Annotated in this window: 20 protein-coding genes; 12 read left to right on the top strand and 8 right to left on the bottom strand. The window is 73.9% G+C overall.

The window, feature by feature from the left end; all coding sequences use genetic code 11:
• Positions 1-31: 31 nt before the first annotated feature.
• The 3 genes from moaA to FHX78_RS27425 all read right to left on the bottom strand — a co-directional run bounded on the left by moaA (position 32) and on the right by FHX78_RS27425 (position 3,209).
• Positions 32-1,021: a GTP 3',8-cyclase MoaA gene (gene moaA, locus FHX78_RS27435; RefSeq protein WP_229924076.1), complete on the bottom strand. Its 990-nt coding sequence runs from the start codon at positions 1,019-1,021 to the stop codon at positions 32-34.
• 206 nt (positions 1,022-1,227) lie between these two features.
• Positions 1,228-2,856: a solute symporter family protein gene (locus FHX78_RS27430; RefSeq protein ID WP_145870077.1), complete on the bottom strand. Its 1,629-nt coding sequence runs from the start codon at positions 2,854-2,856 to the stop codon at positions 1,228-1,230.
• Positions 2,853-3,209 (bottom strand): DUF485 domain-containing protein, encoded by a 357-nt coding sequence (locus FHX78_RS27425; protein WP_145870076.1) that lies wholly within the window; start codon positions 3,207-3,209, stop codon positions 2,853-2,855. Before FHX78_RS27425 ends, FHX78_RS27430 begins: the two co-directional genes overlap by 4 nt.
• 268 nt (positions 3,210-3,477) lie before the next feature.
• Here FHX78_RS27425 and FHX78_RS27420 point away from each other — a divergent pair, with 268 nt between their 5' ends.
• The 11 genes from FHX78_RS27420 (at position 3,478) to FHX78_RS27370 (ending at position 15,305) form a co-directional block, all read left to right on the top strand.
• Positions 3,478-5,010 carry a S8 family serine peptidase gene (locus FHX78_RS27420; RefSeq protein WP_145870075.1) on the top strand — a complete coding sequence of 511 codons (1,533 nt, stop codon included), beginning with the start codon at positions 3,478-3,480 and terminating at the stop codon, positions 5,008-5,010.
• Between the two features lie 61 nt (positions 5,011-5,071).
• The gene (locus FHX78_RS27415) at positions 5,072-6,595 is read left to right on the top strand and encodes a S8 family peptidase (protein ID WP_145870074.1); all 1,524 of its coding nucleotides are present in this window, start codon (positions 5,072-5,074) and stop codon (positions 6,593-6,595) included.
• A gap of 140 nt (positions 6,596-6,735) precedes the next feature.
• Complete coding sequence (locus FHX78_RS27410; protein ID WP_145870073.1) at positions 6,736-7,719, top strand: CopD family protein; 984 nt, start codon at positions 6,736-6,738, stop codon at positions 7,717-7,719.
• A gap of 143 nt (positions 7,720-7,862) precedes the next feature.
• Positions 7,863-8,852 (top strand): DEDDh family exonuclease, encoded by a 990-nt coding sequence (locus FHX78_RS27405; protein ID WP_145870072.1) that lies wholly within the window; start codon positions 7,863-7,865, stop codon positions 8,850-8,852.
• 64 nt (positions 8,853-8,916) lie between these two features.
• Entirely contained in the window at positions 8,917-9,150 is a 234-nt protein-coding gene (locus FHX78_RS27400) for a hypothetical protein (RefSeq protein WP_145870071.1), read from the top strand.
• 51 nt (positions 9,151-9,201) lie between these two features.
• Complete coding sequence (locus FHX78_RS27395; protein WP_189908683.1) at positions 9,202-10,041, top strand: SURF1 family cytochrome oxidase biogenesis protein; 840 nt, start codon at positions 9,202-9,204, stop codon at positions 10,039-10,041.
• 203 nt (positions 10,042-10,244) lie between these two features.
• Positions 10,245-11,807, top strand: coding sequence for a sodium:solute symporter family protein (locus FHX78_RS27390; RefSeq protein ID WP_145870069.1), 1,563 nt, complete (start codon positions 10,245-10,247; stop codon positions 11,805-11,807).
• Complete coding sequence (locus FHX78_RS27385; RefSeq protein WP_373313080.1) at positions 11,804-12,394, top strand: RNA polymerase sigma factor; 591 nt, start codon at positions 11,804-11,806, stop codon at positions 12,392-12,394. The genes FHX78_RS27390 and FHX78_RS27385 overlap by 4 nt, the downstream gene beginning before the upstream one ends.
• Positions 12,391-12,729 (top strand): hypothetical protein, encoded by a 339-nt coding sequence (locus tag FHX78_RS27380; RefSeq protein ID WP_189908682.1) that lies wholly within the window; start codon positions 12,391-12,393, stop codon positions 12,727-12,729. The genes FHX78_RS27385 and FHX78_RS27380 overlap by 4 nt, the downstream gene beginning before the upstream one ends.
• Positions 12,730-12,762: 33 nt before the next feature.
• On the top strand, positions 12,763-14,544 hold the full coding sequence (locus tag FHX78_RS27375; protein ID WP_145870068.1) for a glycoside hydrolase family 15 protein: 1,782 nt from the start codon (positions 12,763-12,765) through the stop codon (positions 14,542-14,544).
• Positions 14,545-14,549: 5 nt separating this feature from the next.
• A complete protein-coding gene (locus tag FHX78_RS27370; RefSeq protein ID WP_145870067.1) occupies positions 14,550-15,305 on the top strand; it encodes an SDR family oxidoreductase in 756 nt (251 codons plus the stop codon).
• Positions 15,306-15,317: 12 nt separating this feature from the next.
• On the opposite strand, the gene amaP is transcribed toward FHX78_RS27370, so the two are convergent.
• The 5 genes from amaP to FHX78_RS27345 are packed head-to-tail and all read right to left on the bottom strand — an operon-like array spanning position 15,318 to position 17,619.
• On the bottom strand, positions 15,318-15,896 hold the full coding sequence (amaP, locus tag FHX78_RS27365) for an alkaline shock response membrane anchor protein AmaP (protein ID WP_145870066.1): 579 nt from the start codon (positions 15,894-15,896) through the stop codon (positions 15,318-15,320).
• A 2-nt stretch (positions 15,897-15,898) separates the two neighbouring features.
• Positions 15,899-16,537 (bottom strand): DUF6286 domain-containing protein, encoded by a 639-nt coding sequence (locus FHX78_RS27360; RefSeq protein WP_189908681.1) that lies wholly within the window; start codon positions 16,535-16,537, stop codon positions 15,899-15,901.
• A complete protein-coding gene (locus tag FHX78_RS27355) occupies positions 16,534-16,917 on the bottom strand; it encodes an Asp23/Gls24 family envelope stress response protein (protein ID WP_145870065.1) in 384 nt (127 codons plus the stop codon). Before FHX78_RS27355 ends, FHX78_RS27360 begins: the two co-directional genes overlap by 4 nt.
• Entirely contained in the window at positions 16,914-17,099 is a 186-nt protein-coding gene (locus FHX78_RS27350) for a hypothetical protein (protein WP_145870064.1), read from the bottom strand. Before FHX78_RS27350 ends, FHX78_RS27355 begins: the two co-directional genes overlap by 4 nt.
• Positions 17,100-17,124: 25 nt before the next feature.
• Entirely contained in the window at positions 17,125-17,619 is a 495-nt protein-coding gene (locus FHX78_RS27345; protein ID WP_145870063.1) for an Asp23/Gls24 family envelope stress response protein, read from the bottom strand.
• Positions 17,620-17,704: 85 nt separating this feature from the next.
• On the opposite strand from FHX78_RS27345, the gene FHX78_RS38235 reads away from it, so the two are divergent.
• On the top strand, positions 17,705-18,850 hold the full coding sequence (locus FHX78_RS38235; RefSeq protein ID WP_373313079.1) for a hypothetical protein: 1,146 nt from the start codon (positions 17,705-17,707) through the stop codon (positions 18,848-18,850).
• Positions 18,851-18,894: the final 44 nt, after the last annotated feature.

Genomic DNA, 18,894 nt, shown 5'->3' with positions numbered 1-18,894 from the left:
ACCGCCGGAGGGCCCCTAGCCGCTGGGGCCCCTAGCCGCCGATGGCCGACATCGGGCGGTCGGGCTGGACGAAGGCCGGGTCGTCCAGGCCCGCGCCCGCCTTCTTGCCCCACATGGCCAGCTTCCAGATGCGGGCGATCTCCTCGTCGGGGGCGCCCGAGCGCAGGGCCGCGCGCAGGTCGGTCTCCTCGGTGGCGAACAGACAGGTGCGGACCTGGCCGTCGGCGGTGAGGCGGGTGCGGTCGCAGGCGGAGCAGAAGGGGCGGGTGACGGAGGCGATGACGCCGACCCGGTGCGGGCCGCCGTCGACCAGCCAGCGCTCCGCCGGTGCGGAGCCGCGCGCCTGGTCGCCCTCGGGGGTGAGCTCGAAGCGGGTGCGCAGGGAGGTGAGGATGTCACCGGCGGTGATCATGCCCTCGCGCTTCCAGCCGTGCTGGGCGTCCAGGGGCATCTGCTCGATGAAGCGCAGTTCGTAGTCGTGTTCCACGGCCCAGGCGAGGAGGTCGGGGGCCTCGTCGTCGTTGAGCCCCGGCATCAGGACCGAGTTGACCTTGACCGGGGTCAGTCCGGCCTCGCGGGCCGCGTACAGGCCGTCGATGACGTCCCTGTGGCGGTCGCGGCGGGTGAGGGTCTTGAAGACGTCCGGACGGAGGGTGTCCAGCGAGACGTTGACCCGGTCCAGGCCCGCCGCCTTCAGGGCGGGCGCGATGCGCCTGAGCCCGATGCCGTTGGTGGTGAGGGACATCTGCGGGCGGGGTTCCAGGGCGGCGACGCGCTCGACGATGCCGACCAGGCCGGGGCGGAGCAGGGGCTCACCGCCGGTGAAGCGGACCTCCTCGATGCCGAGGGAGGTGACGGCGATGTCCACGAGGCGGACGATCTCGTCGTCGGTGAGCAGGTCGGGCTTGGCCAGCCACTGCAGGCCCTCCTCGGGCATGCAGTAGGTGCAGCGCAGATTGCACCGGTCGGTCAGCGAGACCCTCAGGTCGGTGGCCACTCGGCCGTAGGTGTCGATGAGCACGTGGGCCCCCTCCCTCGACGCGGACCACCCGGTGTCCGCCGCTGTGCAGGGCAGCGGATCACTCGGCGTCCGCACGCCTGCGAGACATCTGCGAGCCTACGTGACGCCACCGACAACCCACAGCGGCCCGATACGACGAGATGGCGAACGGCCGCGTCGTGGGGACCTGCAGGCGGTCCCCACGGCGCGGCCGCGCGGGGTGCGGATCAGTGGGCGCCGGTGCCGGTGAGGGACCGGACCTCCAGCTCCGCGTACTTCTTGGCGTCGGGCTCCTCCTTGGACAGGACGGTGCCGAGCCAGCCCATCAGGAAGCCGAACGGGATGGAGATGATGCCGGGGTTCTTCAGCGGGAACCAGGCGAAGTCGACGTCCGGGAACATCGCCTTGGGGTCGCCGGAGACCACGGGCGAGAACAGCACCAGGCCGACGGCGACGATCAGACCGCCGTAGATCGACCACAGGGCGCCCTGGGTGGTGAACCGCTTCCAGAACAGGCTGTAGAGGATGGTCGGCAGGTTGGCGGAGGCGGCGACCGCGAAGGCCAGCGCGACCAGGCCGGCCACGTTCAGGTCGCGGGCGAGGGCGCCGAGCGCGATGGAGACGACGCCGATGGCGACGGTCGCCCAGCGGGCCGCCCGCATCTCCTCCTTCTCGGTGGCCTGCCCCTTGCGGATGACGTTGGCGTAGATGTCGTGGGCGAAGGAGGACGACGAGGCGAGGGTGAGTCCGGCGACCACGGCGAGGATCGTGGCGAAGGCGACCGCCGAGATGGTGGCCAGCAGGATCGCGCCCCAGGCCGAGTCGACGCCGCCGAGGTGCAGCGCGAGCAGCGGGGCGGCCGTGTTGCCGGACGGGTTGGAGGCGATGATCTCGTCCTGGGAAATCAGCGCGGCGGCGCCGAAGCCGAGGGCGATGGTCATCAGGTAGAAGCCGCCGATGATGCCGATGGCCCAGTTCACGGACTTACGGGCGGCCTTGGCGTTGGGCACCGTGTAGAAGCGGATCAGGATGTGCGGCAGTCCGGCGGTGCCCAGCACCAGGGCGATGCCGAGGGAGATGAAGTCCAGCTTGGTGGTGCCGTCGGCGCCGTACTGGAGGCCGGGCTCGAGGAAGGCGTCGCCCTTGCCGCTGTTCTCGGCGGCGCTGCCCAGCAGGTCGGAGATGTTGAAGTTGAACTTCAGCAGCACCAGGAAGGTGATCAGGATGGTGCCGCCGATGAGCAGCACGGCCTTGACCATCTGGACCCAGGTGGTGCCCTTCATGCCGCCGATGGAGACGTACACGATCATCAGGATGCCGACCAGGGCGACGATGAGGACCTTGCCGGCGTCGGAGGTGATGCCGAGCAGCAGCGAGACGAGGACGCCCGCGCCCGCCATCTGGGCCAGCAGGTAGAAGATCGACACCACGATGGTGGAGGTGCCGGCCGCGGTGCGCACCGGGCGCTGGCGCATGCGGTAGGCAAGGACGTCACCCATGGTGTAGCGGCCGGAGTTGCGCAGCGGCTCGGCGACCAGGAGCAGGGCGACCAGCCAGGCGACCAGGAAGCCGATGGAGTACAGGAAGCCGTCGTAGCCGAAGAGCGCGATGGCGCCGGCGATGCCGAGGAAGGACGCGGCCGACATGTAGTCGCCGGAGACCGCGAGTCCGTTCTGGAAGGCGCTGAACTGGCGGCCGCCCGCGTAGAAGTCCGCGGCGTCCTTGGTCTGCCGGCCGGCCCAGACGGTGATGCCGAGGGTGGCCAGGACGAACAGCGCGAACAGGGTGATGATCAGCGGGCGGTGTTCGCTCGCCTCGTTGGCGGCGAGCTGGACATGGGTGATCGCGGGGCTCATGCGCCGCCCTCCATACGGGTCTTGATGGCCTCGGCCTTGGGGTCGAGCTTGGCGGCGGCGTGCCGGGAGTACCACCAGGCGATGAGGAAGGTGGTGACGAACTGCAGGACGCCGAAGACGAAGGCGACGTTGATGTTCCCGAACAGCTTGGCGCCCATGAAGCCGCCCGCGTAGTTGGAGAGCAGCACGTACAGCAGGTACCAGGCGATGAAGGCGATGGTCAGCGGGAAGGCGAAGGAGCGGTAGGAGCGGCGCAGTTCACCGAACTCAGCGCTCTCCTGCACCTCGCTGAACTCCTCGGGGGAGGGGAGTTTGTGTTGTTCTGTCGAGGGGGGCGGTGCTTCGGCGGCCACGGGGACTCCTCGCTTGCGGTCAGGTCGGACGGGGACGAAAGGCGAGTGTCCTCGCGCTTCCTGCCCAAGGGCACGGCGCCACGCGAGGAGCGGTTCAACTGTCGCCGTCTCTTTTCCCCAGGCGTTTTCCGAAGACGTTCCCGGCAAAACATTGCTGGCCAGCGAGAGCGCGGGATAGCTTCACCCTGCACCACCCCGTCATGTACCTGCCCGGGCACCACCACCTTGTGTTCGGGCCGGTTTCGTTTCCGGATGATGTGGAGACCCCATGGCTCATCTGCGTTCCAGACGCCGCCTCGCCCTCGCCGTACCGGTCGTGCTGTCCCTCACCGCCTCGCTCGGCTTCCTGCCGGCGGCGGCCTCGGCGGCGCCTCAGGCGGTGACGGCGGCCGAGCGGGCGACGGACGCGCCCACCTTGGCGTACGTCGTCAACACCGAGGTGGACCGCCGCACGATCGCGTCGGTGAAGCGGGCGATCGCCGCGGCCGGCGGGACCGTCGTGGTCACGTACGACCGGATCGGCGTGATCGTCGTCCACTCGGCGAACCCTGACTTCGGCAAGGAGATACGCACGGCGCGCGGTGTCGAGTCCGCCGGTGCCACCCGCACCGCGCCGCTGACCGCCGCCGGCACGACCGACGAGGGCGCCGCCGACTACGTGACGGCCGCCGAGGCCGCCCGTACGGAGGCCGCCTCCGCCGAGACCCCCGGCAGCGAGCCGCTCGAGGCCGACCAGTGGGACCTGCGGGCGATCGGCGCCGACGAGGCCGCGAAGATCAACCCGGGCAGTGGCAAGGTGACCGTCGCCGTCATCGACACCGGTGTGGACGACACCCACCCGGACCTCGCCCCGAACTTCTCCGCCGCCCAGTCCGCCAACTGCGTCGGCGGCAAGGCGGACACCAGCGAGGGCGCCTGGCGGCCGTACACCGCCGACGACTACCACGGCACCCATGTGGCCGGTGAGATCGCCGCGGCCCGCAACGGCATCGGCGTCGCCGGTGTCGCGCCCGGCGTGAAGGTGTCCGGCATCAAGGTCAGCGACCCGGACAACGGCCTGTTCTACCCGGAGAGCGTCGTCTGCGCCTTCGTGTTCGCCGCCGACCACGGTGTGGAGATCACGAACAACAGCTACTACGTCGACCCGTGGCTCTACAACTGCATGGACGACCCGGACCAGAAGGCGATCGTCGACGCGGTCAACCGGGCCCAGCTGTACGCCCAGAAGAAGGGCACGCTGCACCTCGCCTCGGCCGGCAACTCCAACCACGACCTGGACTCCGACGCGATCGTCGACGACTCCAGCCCCGACGACTCCACGCCGGTGACGCGCACCATCGACCCGCACGAGTGCTTCGACGTGCCGACCCAGCTGCCGGGCGTGGTCACGGTCAGCGCGACGGGCGTGCAGAACCTGAAGTCGTACTACTCCACGTACGGCCGGGGCGTCGTCGACGTCGCCGCGCCGGGCGGCGACCGCCGCTACCAGCTGCCGGACACGCCGTCGAAGGACGGGCGCATCCTGTCCACCATGCCGAACGGCGCGTACGCCTTCCTCCAGGGCACCTCGATGGCCTCGCCGCACGCCGCCGGTGTCGCCGCGCTGCTGAAGTCCAAGCACCCGTGGGCCACCCCGGCCCAGCTGCAGGCGCTGCTGAAGGCGCAGGCGGACAACCCGGGCTGCCCGGAGTCCTACGACCAGGACGGTGACGGCGTGCAGGACGCGACGTGCGAGGGCGGAAACCGGGTCAACGGCTTCTACGGTTACGGCATCGTCGACGCGCTGCGCGCCGTCGAGTGAGCGTCGCCGTCCCCGTGCTTCCCGTCCGCAGAACCGCATTCGTGAACGAACTGGAGACCCCATGACAGCGTCTCACCCGCGCCACCGCCGCGCGCTCGTCATCCCGGCCGGGATGGCCATGGCGACGGCGCTCGCGTTCCTGCCGAACACCGCGGCCACCGCCGCGCCGGCCGCGCAGCCGGCCGCGGCCACCGCCGACGCGACCTCGCTGAGCTACGTGGTCAACGTCCGGGGCGGGCACGGCGCGCCCGCGCACGTGAAGAAGGCGATCGGCGAGGCCGGCGGCACGATCGTCACGACGTACGACAGGATCGGCGTCGTCGTCGTCCACTCGTCGAACCCGGACTTCGCGAAGACCGTCCGTGCGGTGCGCGGGGTGGAGTCGGCCGGTGCCACCCGCACCGCGCCGCTGCCGTCCGCGGCCACCACCGACATGGGCACCCCGAAGGTGCTGAGCGCGGGCGAGGTCGCCGAGGCGGAGGCGGCGGAGGGTCAGGACCCGCTCCAGGGCCTGCAGTGGGACCTGCCCGCCATCAAGGCGGACAAGGCGCACGAGAAGTCGCTGGGCAGCTCGAAGGTGACCGTCGCCGTCATCGACACCGGTGTCGACGACACCCACCCGGACATCGCGCCCAACTTCGACCGGGCCGCGTCGGTCAACTGCGTGTCGGGCAAGCCGGACACCAGTGACGGCGCCTGGCGGCCGGGCGCGTCCGAGAGCCCGCACGGCACGCATGTCGCGGGTGAGATCGCCGCCGCCAAGAACGGTGTCGGCATGACCGGTGTCGCGCCCGGCGTGAAGGTCTCGGGCATCAAGGTGTCCAACCCGGACGGCTTCTTCTACACCGAGGCCGTGGTGTGCGGCTTCATGTGGGCGGCCGAGCACGGGGTCGACGTCACCAACAACAGCTACTACACCGACCCCTGGTACTTCAACTGCGAGAACGACCCGGACCAGAAGGCGCTCGTCGAGGCCGTCACCCGGGCGTCGAAGTACGCGGAGCGCAAGGGCGCGGTCAACGTGGCCGCGGCCGGCAACGAGAACTACGACTTCGCGGCCGACGAGATCACCGACCCGGTCTCGCCCAACGACTCCACGCCCTCGGACCGGGTGATCGACCCGGACGAGTGCCACGACATCCCGACCCAGCTGCCGGGTGTCGTGACGGTCGCGGCGACCGGTGCCAAGGGCCTGAAGTCGTCGTTCTCCAACTACGGCCGCGGGGTCATCGACATCGCCGCGCCCGGCGGCGACTCGACGGCCTACCAGACGCCGGCGCCGCCCGCGACCAGCGGTCTGATCCTGGGCACGCTGCCCGGCGGCAAGTGGGGCTACATGGCGGGCACGTCGATGGCGTCCCCGCACGTCGCGGGTGTCGCCGCGCTCATCAAGTCGACGCACCCGCACGCCTCGCCCGCGCTGGTGAAGGCGCTGCTGTACGCGGAGGCGGACGCCACCGCGTGCACGGACCCGTACGACATCGACGGCGACGGCAAGGTCGACGCGGTGTGCGAGGGCCCGAAGAACCGCAACGGCTTCTACGGCTGGGGCATGGCCGACGCGCTGGACGCCGTGACGCGGTAGTCCCGCGGGAGCGGTGAGGACGGAGGCCGGGCGCTCGCGCCCGGCCTCCGCGCCGTCCGGCCGCCGTCGCGCGGTGTGCGCGTCCCGTCCCGTACTTGCCCGGTTCCGGGCGGCCTTGTGAAGATCCTGGGGTGAGTCCGATGAAACCCAGGGTGGGGGCGGCCGGGGCGGACCGGGGCGGGCGTCGGGCCGCCGCCGTCCTCCTGCTGGTGGTGCTCGCCGCGCTGATACCGCTGTTCGGCCCGTCGCCCGCGCTGCACGGCACCGGGGAGGCCGCCGCGCCCGGCTCCGGCGGCATAGCCCTGCTGCGCACCGTGCTGTTCGCCGCGCTGGCCGTACCCGTCGGTGAGCTGTTCGCGCGGCGGCTGGCCCGCGGGGTGCCCGGTGCTCCCCCGGCCCGGCCCCGGAGCTGGTCCGTCGTGGCGAACACCGCCGGTTTCCTGGCCGCCCTCGGGCTCGCCTCGGTCGTGGCCACCGGGAACCTGGTGCCCGACGGCCTCGCCGCCATCGACGCCGGCGGTCTCTACGGCTCCCGGGACGGCAAGCTCGCCCTGGTAGAGGTCAACGCCTTCCTCGCGGCGGCCCTGTGCGCCGCGTCCGGCCGCCCGGGCACCCAGGTGTGGCCGCTGGCCGCGGTGGCCGTAGCGGAGGCCCTGCGCGCGCACCCCACGACCGAGTACAGCCCGCTGCTCGGCTCCGGGCTGACCCTGGTGCACCTGGTCTGCGCGTCGCTCTGGGCGGGCGGTCTGCTGTACGTGCTGCGCACGCTGCGGCTGTGGCGGACCACGGAGGCGGGCGGCGTGCTGCTGGGGCGCTTCGCGCGCGTGGCGCTCGTCCTGCTCGTCGCCGTCACCGCGACGGGCGTGGGCAGTTCGCTGCGCCGGATGCCGCCGGAGACGGTCCTGGAGCAGCTGACGGACACCGCGTACGGGCGGGTGCTGCTCGCCAAGGCGGTCCTGATGGCCGGTGTCGCCCTCCTCGCCCTGTGGGCCCGGATCCGGCTGGCCCGCGCCGCCGACCCGTCGACGGCGGCCGCGCCCGCGCGGGCGGAGGTCCACGCGCTCGGCGTGGTGGTCGCGGTGTCGGGGCTGCTGACGGCCCTTCCGGTGCCGATCCGCTGGTGACCGGCACCGCCGCCAACCGGCCCCGGGGGCGCGGGACATGACCGCGTGTCCGGGTCGCGGGGACCGCCGGCGGTCGAACGGCCGGTTCGCACAGGGCACCTGACGGACAGGGCTGTCGGTGGCGGCCCGTATCCTCGTGAACCATGCTCGATGACCTCACGACCGCAGCGTCCTCCCCCACCGCGTGGCCGGCCGCGTATCCGCGGGGCTACGCGGTCGTTGACGTGGAGACCACGGGGCTGGCCCGGGACGACCGCATCATCTCCGCGGCCGTCTACCGGCTGGACGCGCGCGGCGAGGTCGAGGACCACTGGTACACGGTGGTCAATCCGGAGCGGGACCCGGGCCCGGTGTGGATCCACGGTCTGACGAGCGAGGTCCTCGAGGGCGCGCCCCTCTTCCAGGACATCGCCGCGGAGTTCGCGGCCCGGCTGGAGGGCCGGGTGCTCGTCGCGCACAACGCCGTCTTCGACTGGCAGATGATCGCCCGGGAGTACGCCCGCGCGCGGAGCGAGGCGCCGGTGAAGCAGCGGCTGTGCACCATCGCCCTCGCCAAGGAGCTGGCGCTGCCGCTGCCCAACCACAAGCTGGAGACGCTCGCCGCCCACTTCGGCGTCGTCCAGCGGCGGGCGCACCACGCGCTGGACGACGCGCGGGTGCTGGCGGAGGCGTTCCGGCCCAGTCTGCGGGCCGCGGCGGCGGGCGGCGTACGGCTGCCGCTGCACGAGTGCCGGCCGCTGACCGAGTGGTCGGACCGGCCCCGCGTCGTCCAGCAGGGCGGCCCCGGCGGCTACCGGCCGAACAGCTGGCGGCCCTCCCGCAAGCGGCCCGCCTGCCCCCACCCCAACCCGGGCCGGTACGAACCGGGCAAGCGGCTCAAGCAGGGCATGCGGGTGGCGTTCTCCGGTGACACCTCCATCGAGCGGGACCTGCTGGAGGACCGCGCGACCGAGGCGGGCCTGCACGTCGCCACCAGCCTGTCCCGGCTGACCAGCCTCCTGGTGACCAACGATCCCGACTCCGGCACCTCGAAGGTGGTCAAGGCCCGGCAGTACGGCACACCGGTCGTCGACGAGGCCGCGTTCGGCCAGCTGCTCGGGGACGTGGAGCCGGCGGACCGTACGGACGGGTGATTGGCGGGCGACTCGCCCGCCGCCCGCTCGCCCCGCGCGGGGCCGACGGCACACCCTGTGGCGCATGGCGACATGTGAAGTCTGCGGCAACAGCTACGGCATGACCTTCGAGGTGCACGCGCAGGGCGCCGTGCACGTGTTCGACTGCTTCTCCTGTGCGATCCACCGCATGGCCCCGATCTGCGAGCACTGCCGGGTGCAGATCATCGGCCAGGGCGTCGAGGCCGAGGGGCACTGGTACTGCGGCGCCCACTGCGCCCGCGCGGAGGGAAGGGCGGGGATCGTCGACCGGGTGTGAAGGGACGTACCCGCCTCAATGCACCCCGCGGCCGAGTTGTACGGTCGTGGGGTGTACCGCTTTCTGTTGTCCCGCCAATGGGTGATCATCACGCTGGTCGCCCTGCTCCTCATCCCCACGATGATCAGGCTGGGCTTCTGGCAGATGGACCGCCACGACGAGCGCGCCGCCCGCAACCGGCTGGTCGCCGAGGCGCTGGCCGCCGACCCGGTGCCGGTGGAGCGGCTGGCCGCCCCCGGACAGGCCGTGACGCGTGCCGAGCGGTACCGGACCGTGACGGCCGAGGGCCACTTCGACACCGATGACGAGGTCGTCGTCCGCCGCCGCACCAACGGCGACGACGAGGTGGGCTTCCACGTCCTGACCCCGTTCGTCCTCGACGACGGCAGGGTCCTGCTGGTCAACCGGGGCTGGATCCCGGGCGGGCCGAGCCAGAGCGCGTTCCCCGAGGTCCCCGCACCGCCGCGCGGCGAGATCACCATCGAGGGCCGGCTGATGCCCGACGAGACGACCGCCGCGAGCGGCATCAAGGACCTCGAGGGCCTGCCCGAGCGGCAGATCATGCTGATCGACAGCGAGCGGGAGGCCGAGCGCCTCGGCGCCCGGGTGCTCGGCGGCTATGTGGCGCAGACGGCGCCCGAGCCGAAGGACGGCACCCCGCAGCGGCTGGGGAACCCCGGCGAGGAGAACGCCGCGCTGAACTACGCGTACGCCGTCCAGTGGTGGCTGTTCGCGGCGGCCGTGCCGGTGGGCTGGGTCGTGCTGGTGCGCCGCGAGGCCCGGGAGCGGGCCCGGCCGGCGGCCCGGACGACCGACGCCGCCGAGCCCGGCGGCGCGGAGTCCCACGGCGAGGCCGCCGGTGCCGGGAAGCCGGAGTCGGCCGGGGTGTAGGCGGGCCCCGGGCCACGCACCGTGGCCGGGGGCGACCGGTGCGTGCCGTGACCCGCGCTCCCCTCCCGGTCCGCGGTGGTCTGTGCGAGAGTGGCGCACCGGTCGGAGGTGGTGCCGCGGCGTTCCGGACGGTCGTCTGTCATCCGGTGGGGTGTGCCGCGCGACTCTTCTCCGAGGGCACTGCACACCAAGGACGGTGATTCATGGCCGACGGCGCCATGACCGCGACGTTCCTCGCCGTGATCGGCGGGGCGTCGCTGCTCGCCGTCACCGCGCGCCGGCTCCGGCCGAACGGGAGGCTGCCCTCGCTGGAGGGGTGGGCGCTGGCCGACCGCGCCCTGGGCCCGGGCTGGACCTGGCTGCTGCTCGGCGGGACGGTCTACACGGCGTACACCTTCACCGCCGTACCGGGTCTGGCGTACGGCAACGGCGCGCCCGCCTTCTTCGCGGTGCCGTACACGGTGATCGTCTGTCCGCTCGCGTTCGTGCTGCTCAGCCGGTTGTGGAGCGTGGCCCGGCGGCACGGATACATCACCGCCGCCGACTTCGTGCGCGGCCGGTACGGGTCGGCTCCGCTGGCCCTGGTGGTCGCGCTGACCGGGATCCTGGCGACGATGCCGTACCTGGCGCTCCAGCTGCTCGGCGTCCGCGCGGTGCTCACCGCGGGCGGGCTGTATCCGCGCGGCGCGACCGGGGACCTGGTGATGGTGGCGGTGTTCGCGGGGCTGGCGGTGGCGACCTACCGGCACGGGCTGCGGGCGCCCGCGGTGATCTCGGCGCTGAAGGCGGTGGCGGTGTTCGTGTCGCTGACCGCCGTGTGCTGGCTGGTGCTGCGGCGGTTCGGCGGGCCCGGCGCGGTCTTCGACGGGGCGGGGCGCGCGCTCGGCGGCACGGACGCCGCCCACTCCCCGCTGCTGCTGTCCCCCGAGCAGCAGCCCGCCTACGCCACCCTGGCGCTCGGTTCGGCGCTGGCGCTGCTGATGTACCCGCACGTGCTGACCGCCGGGTTCGCCGCCGACGGGACGCGCACCCTGCGCAAGGTGTCGGCGGGGCTGCCCGCCTGGACGGCGCTGCTGGCGCTCTGCGGGTTCCTCGGCATCGCGGCCCTGGCGGCGGGCGTACGGGCACCCGAGGGCGGCGCCGAAGCCGCCGTGCCGATGCTCGTCGACCGGCTGATGCCGGGCGCGCCGGCCGGGCTGGTGTTCGGGGCGATCGTGGTGGGCGCGCTGGTCCCGGCGGCGGTGATGTCGATCGCCGCGGCGACCGGCTTCGTACGGAACGTGTACGTCGAGTACGTGCACCCGACGGCCACGCCGAAACGGCAGGTGCGGGTGGCCAAGGCGGTGTCCCTGACCGCCAAGGCCGGGGCGGTGGCCTTCGTGTTCGGGCTGCGCGACCAGGACGCGATCAACCTCCAGCTGCTCGGCGGGGTGTGGATCCTGCAGATCTTCCCGGCGGTGGCGGTCGGCCTCTACACGCGCCGGCTGCACCCGCGCGCGCTGCTCGCGGGATGGGCCGTCGGCATGGCCGCCGGGACGTACCTGGTGGTGCGCGAGGGGTTCTCGCCGATCGTGCCGCTCGGCACCGGCGCCGGGCCGCTGGAGATCTACGCCGGGATCGCCGCCCTGCTGCTCAACCTGACCGTCGCGGTGGCCGGCACCGCGGCCCTCGCCCGCCTCGGCGTCCCGCGCGGCGCCGACGCCACCGACCTGCCGTCCCGCCTGATGGTCAGGCGGGGCCCTCGGACGGGAGCGGACACCCCGTGAGACGCAGACAGCAGCACCCCCGGGCCACCCTGCCCCCGGCCCCGGGGGCGACGCCGACCGGACCCCTCGCCGGCGCCAATCCGGCCGACCTGGAGCGGGAGGCCGGTGTCGCCCGCCTGTTCGCGCTGCACTACTCCTCGATGCTGCGGCTGGCCGTGCTGCTCGGCGCGGACGACCCGGAGAACGTGGTGGCCGAGGCGTACTACCGGATCTACCGCAGATGGCGGCGGCTGAAGGACGTGGCCGCGGCGGAGGCCCATCTGCGCTCCACCGTCTGCGACCTGACCCGGATGCGGATACGGCACCTCCAGGTCGCCCGGCGGCACGAGGAGCACCCGGCGCGCCCCACGGACGAGACCGTGGCCTCGGCCGAGAACACCGCGCTGCTCCGCGACGACCAGCGGGTGCTGATCGACGCGCTCCAGCAGCTGCCCGCCCGGCAGCGCGAGGCACTGGTGCTGCGCCACTGGCTCGGGCTGAAGGAGAGCGAGATAGCCGCCGCCATGGGCATCACCCGCGGTTCCGTCAAGACGCACACCTCGCGCGGGATCGCCGCGCTGACCCAGGCGATGGAGGCCCGGCGATGAACGACACCGGCCCCGGCCGCACGGGCCGCGAGCGGGCCGAGCCCCGGCCGCCGGGCGCGGACCGCACCGAACGGGAACTGCGCGACGCCCTCCGGGCCCTGGCCGGCGGGGTGCTGCCGGACCCCGACGCCTACCGCACGGCGCGCGGGGAGTGGCTGCGCCGCGAACGCCGTCGGCGGCTCGTCCTCGCCGTACTGATCGCCGTCGTCTTCGCGCTGGCCACCCTGATCGGCCTGTGGGTGCTCAACCAGGCCCCCTCCGACCCCGGTGTCATCTTCTCCGGCGACGGTGCCGTGGCGGCCGACGGTCCGTCACTCCCCCGGCCGTTGCCCTGATTGCCGCCCCCGATCGCAGGGAACCCGCACCCCGTGCACCGCATCGAGGACTACGCGCTCATCGGCGACGAACAGACCGCGGCCCTGGTGGGTGCGGACGGCTCGGTCGACTGGCTCTGCCTGCCCCGCTTCGACTCGGCGGCCTGCTTCGCGCGGCTGCTCGGGGACGACAGCAACGGCAGCTGGCGCATCGCCCCGGCCGGCGCGGACCGGTGCGTCCGCCGCTCCTACCGTGAGGACACCCTGGTCCTGGACACCGAGTGGGAGACCGCCGAGGGGGCGGTGCGGGTCACCGACCTGATGCCGCAGCGCGACCGCGCACCCGATCTGGTGCGGATCGTGCAGGGCCTGCGCGGCAGGGTGACCGTGCGCAGCACGCTGCGGCTGCGCTTCGACTACGGCTCGGTGGTGCCCTGGGTGCGCCGGGCCGACGGGCACCGGGTGGCGGTGGCCGGGCCGGACTCGGCGTGGCTGCGCAGCGTGCCGGAGGTGCCCACCTGGGGCGAGGACCTGGCTACCGTCTCGGAGTTCACGGTGGAGGAGGGCGAGCGGGTCGCGTTCGTGCTCACGTGGCACCCCTCGCACGAGCCGCGGCCCCCGCTGGTCGACCCGTACTCCTCGCTGCGGCACAGCGTCGCGGACTGGCGTGCCTGGGCGGCCAAGTGCCGCTACAGCGGCCCGCACCGGGACGCGGTCGTCCGCTCGCTGATCACGCTGAAGGCGCTCACCTACGCCCCCACCGGGGGCATCGTGGCCGCGCCGACCACCTCACTGCCGGAGGAGCCGGGCGGGGTGCGCAACTGGGACTACCGCTTCTGCTGGCTGCGCGACTCCACGCTGACCCTGAACGCGCTGCTGGCCGCCGGGTACCGGGAGGAGGCGGAGGCGTGGCGGAACTGGCTGCTGCGCGCGGTCGCCGGCGATCCGGCGGACCTGCAGATCATGTACGGGCTCGCGGGCGAGCGGCGGCTGCCGGAGTTCGAGCTGCCGTGGCTGTCCGGCTTCGGCGGCGCCACGCCCGTACGGATCGGCAACGACGCCGTGAACCAGCTCCAGCTGGACGTGTACGGCGAGGTCATGAACTCCCTGGCGCTGGGCCGGCGATCGGGGCTGTCCCCCCAGCACGACGTGTGGGCGCTGCAGACGGTGCTGATGGACTTCCTGCGCACGGCCTGGCGGCAGCCGGACGAGGGGCTGTGGGAGGTGCGCGGCGGGCGGCGGCACTTCGTGCACTCCAAGGTGATGGTGTGGGTGGCGGCCGACCGCGCGGTGCGCACGCTGGAGGAGCACCCGGACTTCGACGGGGACCTCGACGGCTGGCGTCAGCTGCGCGAGGAGGTGCACCGGGAGGTGTGCGAGAAGGGGTACGACGCGGAGCGGAACACCTTCACGCAGTCCTACGGCTCGCGCGAGCTGGACGCGGCGCTGCTGGTGATGCCCCGGGTCGGTTTCCTGCCGCCCGACGATCCCCGGGTGCTGGGCACCATCGAGGCGGTCCGCGCGGAGCTGGGGCAGGACGGGCTGCTGCGCCGCTACACCACGGACGCCGGCACCGTCGACGGGCTGCCCGGGCAGGAGGGCACGTTCCTGGTGTGCTCGTTCTGGCTGGCCGAGGCCCTGCACCTGACCGGCCGGCACCGGGAGGCACGGGAGCTGTTCGAGCGGCTGCTGGGGCTGGCCAACGACGTGGGTCTGCTGGCGGAGGAGTACGACCCGGTGGGCGGGCGGCTGCTGGGGAACTTCCCGCAGGCGTTCAGTCACATCGGGCTGGTGAACACCGCCCTCGCCCTGTTCGGGGACGAGGAGGCAGGATAGGGGCCATGGATCTTGGACTGAAGGACCGGGTGTACGTGGTCACCGGGGCGACCCGCGGGCTGGGCAACGCCTCCGCGCGGGAGCTGGTCGCCGACGGCGCGAAGGTGGTCGTCACGGGGCGGGAGGAGGAGGCCGTCGCCGAGGCGGTGTCCGCGCTGGGGCCGCACGCGGTGGGCGTGGCCGTCGACAACGCCGACCCGGAGGCGCCCGCCCGGCTGATCGCCACCGCGCGGGAGCGGTTCGGCCGCTTCGACGGCATGCTCGTCAGTGTGGGCGGTCCGCCGCCGGGGTTCGTCGCCGACACCACCGACGAGCAGTGGCGGTCGGCGTTCGAGTCGGTGTTCCTGGGCGCGGTGCGGATGGCCCGGGCCGCGGCGGCGGAGCTGGGCGAGGGCGGGGTCATCGGCTTCGTGCTGTCCGGCTCGGTGCACGAGCCGATTCCCGGGCTGACCATCTCCAACGGTCTGCGTCCGGGCCTGGCGGGCTTCGCCAAGTCCCTCGCGGACGAACTGGGTCCGCGCGGCATCCGCGTCGTCGGAGTGCTGCCCGGCCGCATCGACACCGACCGGGTGCGTGAGCTGGACTCCCTGTCCGCCGACCCGGAGGCCACCCGTCGGGCCGCCGAGTCCCGCATCCCGCTGCGCCGTTACGGCACCCCTCAGGAGTTCGGGCGCACGGCCGCGTTCCTGCTGTCCCCGGCGGCGTCCTACGTGTCGGGCGTGATGCTCCCGGTGGACGGCGGGGTACGGCACGGGTTCTGACGGCCCCGTGGGTCAGGTGACGCGTTCCGCGCGGTGCCTGACGCCGTGCAGGCGTACCTCGGCCGGCAGGTCCGCCAGGCCCGCGGAGTCGCGGGCGTGGGTGAGCGGGCCGGTGGTGAGGGCGTGCAGGGCGGTCCCGGGGTCGACGTGGGGCTGGAGCAGGAGCAGCACCCGGGTTCTCGGTGTGCCGCGGCGGCCGGTGAGCAGGACGTGCGCCCGCTCGACGCCGTCCAGGTGGTTCGCCTCCTCGGCGAGGACGTGTTCGAGGGCCCGGCCGCGCAGCGCCGCGCCCTCGCCGTCGCCGGTGTCGACCAGCACCTCGGCCAGTCGCCGCCGGCGCACCACCGCGACCAGCCACCACAGGCAGAGCAGGACGAGGACGGCGAGCGCGGCGAGGACGGCCGGCCACCACCAGCCGGCGTCCCGCCACCGGGTCCGCTCGGCCTCGTTCAGCAGTACGTCGTGCCGCCCGTGGTGCAGCCACCAGGAGGGCGCCGGCGCCCCGAGACCGATCGCCAGCACGGACCCGCCGAGGGCGGTCAGCACCAGCCCCCCGAGCGCGAGCAGTACGCGGTTGACAGCTCTGAGCACGGCTACCGCCCCTTCCGGCCGGGCCGCCGCACCCGCAGCGACAGCGAGGGCGGCCGGGCCAGGCCCAGCCCCCGGACCGCGTCGCCGAGCACCGCGTCCAGATCGGCCCGTACGTCGTCCAGTGCGCGGAAGTGCGACACCGCGCGGACGTCGGCCCGGGCGCGCGTCACCCGGACCCGCACCGTCCGCACGCCGGCCACCTCCATGGCGCGGTCCCGCAGCGCCGTCGCGGCGGCGTCCCGGTGCAGTCCCGCGCGGACGTCGGGACGGGTGCGGCGCATCGGGAGCAGGGAGCGCAGACCCGGCGTCAGGGCGAGCAGCAGCAGCCAGAGCCCGAGCGCGGCGGCGAGGGCGGCGCCGGTCAGCACCCAGGTGTCGTCCAGGTGCCGCTCGGCCAGGTGCCGGGCCAGGTCGCGGCGCCAGCCCATGGCGGTCCGGTGGGCGCGCACCGCGGCAATGTCGTACAGGAACGCGCCCGCGACCACCAGGATCACCAGTGCGAGCAGGCCGGCGGGGACGCGGCGGGCCGACCAGAAGCGCCGGCGCCCGCCGGATCCGCCGACGGTCGCGTCCGCGGGCGGCGGGCCCTGCTCCATGACCGTGCCCGGGGCGGCGTCCCCGGTGCCCTGTGGTGCACTCATCGGGTCCTCCCTCGCGCCCCGCCGAACGCGGCCGCCAGGTGCAGGCGTTCCACCCGGACCACGACCTCCGGAACGTGCATGCCCGCCAAGGCGCGCACCCGGTCGGCCACTTGACGGCGTACCTGTCCGCAGCGGCCGCCGATGTCGCCGGGGTAGTCCAGTTCGACGTGCACCCGGATGCGGGCGGCGTCGTGGCGGACGACCACGGTGGCGTGCGGGGGCGCGGCGCCCGGTGGCGGCGGCCCGATCGCCTCGCGGGCGGCCTGCGAGGCGATCTTCGCGACCACCCGGTCGGCGATCCTGGTCGCCCCGCGTTCGGCCGGCGCGACGGCGGCCGGACTCCCGCCGAGCTCAGCGGTGCCCGTGCTCACCGTCGTCACCGCCGCCGTTCGTCACGCGGGCGGAAGAAGTCGCCGAGTTGCAGGTCCCCCTCGAGGAACCGTCCGGCGACGAACCCGACGGCGCCCAGGGCCGCCACCAGCAGGAAGGCCCCGAAGCCGCCGAAGTATCCGGCGAAGCCCAGCGCCATGCCGGCGATCATGCCGACCACGGCCATGTTCATCGTGCGCTCCTCCGCTCGTCGAGCCTCACTGGAGGCGGCTCTCCGGCTCCTCGTCCTCCTCGTCGGGCAACTTCACGTCACTCACCGCGATGTTGACCTCGACCACTTCCAGGCCGGTCATCCGCTCCACCGCCGCGACGACGTTCTCCCGCACGTCCCGGGCGACGTCGGCGATCGACACGCCGTAGTCGACGACGATCTCCAGGTCGAGCGCGGTCTGCACCTCGCCGACCTCGGCCTTCACGCCGCGCGTCACCGACTTCGAGCCGCCCGGCACCCGGTCGCGTACGGCTCCGAAGGTCCGGGACAGTCCGCTGCCCATGGCGTGCACGCCGAGCACGTCCCGTGCGGCCAGCCCGGCGATCTTCTCCACGACGCCGTCGGAGATGGTGGTCCGGCCACGCGTCGCGGGGTCACCACCGCCGCGCCGGGTTCCCTGGCCCCTGCGCGAGGTGGTCTCCAGGAGGTTCTTCTCGGATTCGGGGGCCCTCACCGAGCCTCCCTCGGTCATGTCGGTCATCGCCGTTCGTCCCTTCGATCGTCCCCTTCGACCACGGTATGCGCGGTTGCCGCGTCCCGCGCCAGGGATACGGCAGGCTGGAGGAGTGACGGCGGAACGGTGGACCCGAGCGGTACGGCAACAGGTGGGGCTGGGCAGGTTCCTGCCCCTGGGGGAAGCGCGTGACGGCGCGTGGATCGCGGAGCGGGCGGTGGAGGCGGTCCTGCGGGGCGCGGCGGTTCGAGGCGTGCCCGGCGTACGCCTCGGCCGCCTGCGGATCGGGCCGGCCGGCCCGGAGGAGGCGGACGAGCCCGTCGTACCGCCACCGCCGAGCGCCCTGCCGCCGGGCCCGCTGCGGCTGACCGCGGAGTTCGCGGCGACGGCGGCACAGCCACTGCCGGTGACGGCGTCCCTCCTGCGCACGGCACTGGCCCAGGCGGCGGCGGAACGGATCGGGCTGACGGTCACCGAGGTGGACCTGCGGGCGACGGAGCTGCTGGAGGCGGGGACGGAGGGCGCGGAGCCGCCGGGCGCGCCAGGCGCGCCGCCGGCGGGTGCGGAGGCGCCGGGCGCAGGGGCTGTGGGCGCGGGAGCGCCGGGCGCGAGGGCTGTGGGCGCGGGAGCGCCGGGCGCGCGGGCTGTGGGCGCGGGAGCGCCGGGCGCGCGGGCTGTGGGCGCGGGAGCGCCGGGCGCAGGGGCCGGTGGGGAACCATCGGGCGCGCGGGCTGCGGGCGGAGCGGACGCGGAAGACGCGGAGCCGCCGGGCGCGCCGGCGGTGGGCACGGGAGCGCCGGGCGCGGGGCTGCCGGACTCGCGGGCGGCGGGCGCGGAACCGTCGGCGGAGGCAGGCACGGAGCCGCCAAGCGCGCAGGCGCCGGGCCCCCGGGCGGCGGACACGGAACCGCCGGATGCGCGGGCGGCAGGCGCGGGGTTGCCGGATGCGCGCGGTGTGGCCGCGGGGGAGGGCGCGGACGAGGCGGGTGCGGAGTTCGAGGAGTCCGAGGTGGGCCGTGTCGCGGGGGTGGTGCTCGGCGTGCCGGGGGTGAGCCGGCTGACGGGCACGCTGGGACGGCCGGTCCACCTGTCCGAGCGGCGGGGCGCGTACGCCCTGCCCCGCCGCCACGCGCAGGTGGACCTCGCGGTCCGGGCGGACACCCGGCCCCTGGAGGTGGCCCGCGCGGTCCGCTCGGCCGTGGCGGCCGCGCTGCCGGACCGCCCGACGGTGGCCGTCCTGGTCACGGCGCTCGACTGAGCGACCGGCCGACCGTCGGACGGCTGCCCAGGAGCAGGTTCCGG

This window comes from Streptomyces capillispiralis, from assembly GCF_007829875.1.
Classification (GTDB): Bacteria; Actinomycetota; Actinomycetes; order Streptomycetales; family Streptomycetaceae; genus Streptomyces; species Streptomyces capillispiralis.
The sequence above is the reverse complement of the archived record's forward strand: the minus strand, read 5'-3'. Positions and strand labels throughout refer to the sequence as shown.